Annotated in this window: 2 protein-coding genes; both read left to right on the top strand. The window is 58.1% G+C overall.

Annotated features, from left to right (window positions below; genetic code table 11):
- The coding region (locus tag QZ377_RS03945; protein WP_291439711.1) for a molybdopterin-dependent oxidoreductase at positions 1-1,351 on the top strand (1,351 nt) is incomplete at its 5' end.
- Positions 1,352-1,653: 302 nt separating this feature from the next.
- A partial coding sequence (locus QZ377_RS03940; RefSeq protein ID WP_291439710.1) for an FAD-binding and (Fe-S)-binding domain-containing protein occupies positions 1,654-3,468 on the top strand: 1,815 nt, incomplete at its 3' end.

Genomic DNA, 3,468 nt, shown 5'->3' with positions numbered 1-3,468 from the left:
TATCAAAGAAGACCTGTATGACAGGCACTATGTGGCGCGACACACGCTGGGCTTTGAAGAACTGCGCGACAATGTGGCAAACTGCACGCCAGAAAAGGCGGCCCCCATATGCGGCATAGATGCGGAAACCATCAGGCAGACCGCGCGCACCCTCGCTTCCGTCAAGCCCGCCATGCTGGCGTACACCCTTGGCATCACGGAACACACCAGCGGCGTCAACAACGTGCTGGCCTGCGCCGCGCTGCAGATGCTTTTGGGCAATGTGGGCAAAACGCTGGGTGGGGTAAATCCCCTGCGCGGGCAAAATAACGTGCAGGGCTCATGTGACATGGGCGCTCTGCCGGACACCTACCCCGGCTACGGCAAAGTTACAGACCCGGCAGCCAGGGAACGCCTTGAACGCTTCTGGGGAGTTTCCCTGCCAGCGGAACCAGGCATCATGATGCCTGACATGCTGGACGGACTGAAATCAAAAAAAATCAAGGCGATGTATATTTTTGGCGAAAACCTCGCCAATACCGAGCCTGACATCAGCCATGTGGAAAGCTGCCTTGCCGCTGCGGAATTTCTGGTGGTTCAGGATATTTTTCCCAACGAAACAAGCAGATTCGCTCACGTGGTTCTGCCCGCCGCCGCCTGGGGAGAAAAAGACGGCACATTCACCAACAGTGAACGCCGCGTCAGCCGTGTGCGTGCCGCCAGCCCGGCCCCGGGCAACGCCCGGGACGACTGGCGTATTTTCAAAGACCTGGCAGCCCGCTTCGGGCACCACTGGCAGGCGGACTCCGCCAGAGAGCTGTGGGACAACGAAATAGCGCCCCTGGCTGAGCTGTTTCGCGGCATCCGATACGACCGCATCGAAGGCGATGGCTTGCAATGGCCCTGCACACACGCAGAGCATCCCGGCAGCCCCGTGCTGCACAAGGATGGAGCCTTTGCGCGCGGCAAGGGACTTTTTGTGCCTGTAAACTGGACACCGGCCGCCGAAGTGGCTGATGCGGAGTATCCTTTTGTGCTCAGTTCCGGCAGACGCCTCTACCACTACCACACGCGCACGCAGACAGGACGCAGTAAAGGGCTTAACAGCCTTATGGGGCATGACACGGCAGACATTTCCACCGCCGATGCAGCCCGGCTGGGCATAGCCAATGGGGATAACATCCGCGTGTCCTCACGTCGTGGCTCGGTGACAGTGCAGGCCAAGGTTACCGATGATATGCCGCGCGGCATGGTATGGATGGCCTTTCATTTTCGCGAAAGCAACGCCAACTGGCTTACCAATACCGCGATGGACCCCACGACCAAAACAGCGGAATACAAAGCCTGCGCCGTAAAAATAGAAAAAATCTGATGCCTTGACGCAAGCCCCGGCGCGGCGGCCCAAGGCCGCGCCGGGCAGCCGCGCCTTTTGCAAAAATTTTTCTGTTCCAGCACTTTCATCCAAACGGATATCCGTTTACGCTGATCCACAGAACTGTCGGAACACGGCAGGCTCCTGACACAACGTCGGGTCAAATACCCATAAACTTCAGGTCTTTTTAAACCTTTTTTTCACACGACATTTTTCGCTGGTGATTTCTATTAACAATAGATAGCCTGTATGGCGAATCTCTGAAACTCATCGCAGGCATGTCCTGCCCTGGAGGATCCCTAATGCTGACAGCATCCTATAAAGAATTCTATGACGCCATTCAGGAATTCATTCCCAAAAATCGTATATACACCGACCCGCTGCGCCTTCTTGCCTACGGTACGGACGCGAGCGTTTACCGCCTGACACCCCAGCTAGTGGTGGACGTTCTGGATGAAGCAGAGGTCATACAGCTTATGGGCGTGGCCGACCGCCTCAATGTGGCTGTGACTTTTCGCGCCGCGGGAACCAGCCTTTCCGGCCAGGCCGTGACCGACGCTGTGCTGGTGCGCATCGGCCAGGGCTGGAAAAACTGGCGTGTAAGCGACGGGGCGGAAAAAATCACTCTCCAGCCCGGCATTATCGGCTCCGGAGCCAACAAGATTCTTGCGGAATTCGGCAAAAAAATCGGCCCGGACCCTGCCTCCATCGACAGTTGCCTTATCGGCGGCATCTTTGCCAACAACGCCAGCGGCATGTGCTGTGGTACTGCCGACAACTCTTACAAAACCGTGCTCTCCACCCGCATGGTCATGTCGGACGGCACCCTGCTGGACACTGCCGACGCCAAAAGCCGCGCGTCTTTCGCCAGAACCCACGGATACATCCTTGAAGGCCTGAGTGAACTGCGCAACCACATTATGGCCGACCAAACCCTGGCTGACCGCATACGCCGCAAATTCAAGATCAAAAACACCACGGGCTACAGCATCAACGCCCTGGTGGACTACGAAGATCCCTACGAAATTCTCCAGCACCTCATGGTCGGCTCCGAAGGCACACTGGGCTTTATCGCTGAAGTGACCTACCGCACAGTGGAAGAAGCCCCCTTCAAGGCGTCGGCCCTCATGCTGCTGCCCACGGTCAAGGACGCCTGTGACCTGGCTTCGGCCGTAGCCACCCTGCCCGTATCTTCGGCCGAACTTATGGACAGGGCATCCCTGCGCTCGGTAGAAGGCACGCCCGGCCTGCCTGAAGGTCTGGATACGCTGGATGACAAGGTCTGTTCCCTGCTTGTGGAAACGCGCGCGTCCACCCAGGAAGAACTGGATAAAAATATTGCCGCCATCAACAAGGCCTTCAAGGACGTCACGTTTGTACGGCCCCACGAATTTACCGACAAGCCCGAGGAGTACAGCAAGCTCTGGCTGGTGCGCAAGGGCATTCTTGCTTCGGTGGGCGGCATGCGCCCTGTGGGCACGTCCATTGTTATCGAAGACGTGGCCTTTCCCCTTGAACGCCTGGGCGAGGCCGCTACAGACCTGCAGGCCCTCTTTATACGGCATGGCTATACCGTGGCCCCCCTCTTCGGTCACGCCCGTGACGGCAACCTGCACTTCGTGTTCTGGCAGGACTTTGGCGCTCCCGCCGAAGTGGCGCGCTACGCGGCCTTTATGGACGACTTCTGCAAGCTCATCACCGAAAAATATGATGGCTCCCTCAAGGCCGAGCACGGCACCGGCCGCAACGTGGCCCCCTTTGTTGAAATGGAATGGGGCGCGGCCGCGTATTCCATCATGAAGTCCATCAAGGAACTGCTGGACCCCAAGGGCATCCTCAACCCCGGCGTGCTCATGAACGACGACCCGCAGGGGCATATCAAGCATCTCAAGCCCCTGCACCCGGCTGATGAGCTGGTGGACAAGTGTATGGAATGCGGCTTCTGCGAATCCGTATGCCCCTCCCGCGACCTTACGCTCACGCCGCGTCAGCGCATCACGGCCTACCGCGAAATATGCCGTCTGCGTGAAACGGCCCCGAACGGCAAAGAGCTTAAAAAACTCGAAAAACAGTACGAATATATGGGCAAGGCCACCTGCGCCACCGACAGCCTGTGC

The organism is Desulfovibrio sp. (genome assembly GCF_019424165.1).
In the GTDB taxonomy this organism is placed as follows: domain Bacteria; phylum Desulfobacterota; class Desulfovibrionia; order Desulfovibrionales; family Desulfovibrionaceae; genus Desulfovibrio.
The sequence above is the reverse complement of the archived record's forward strand: the minus strand, read 5'-3'. Positions and strand labels throughout refer to the sequence as shown.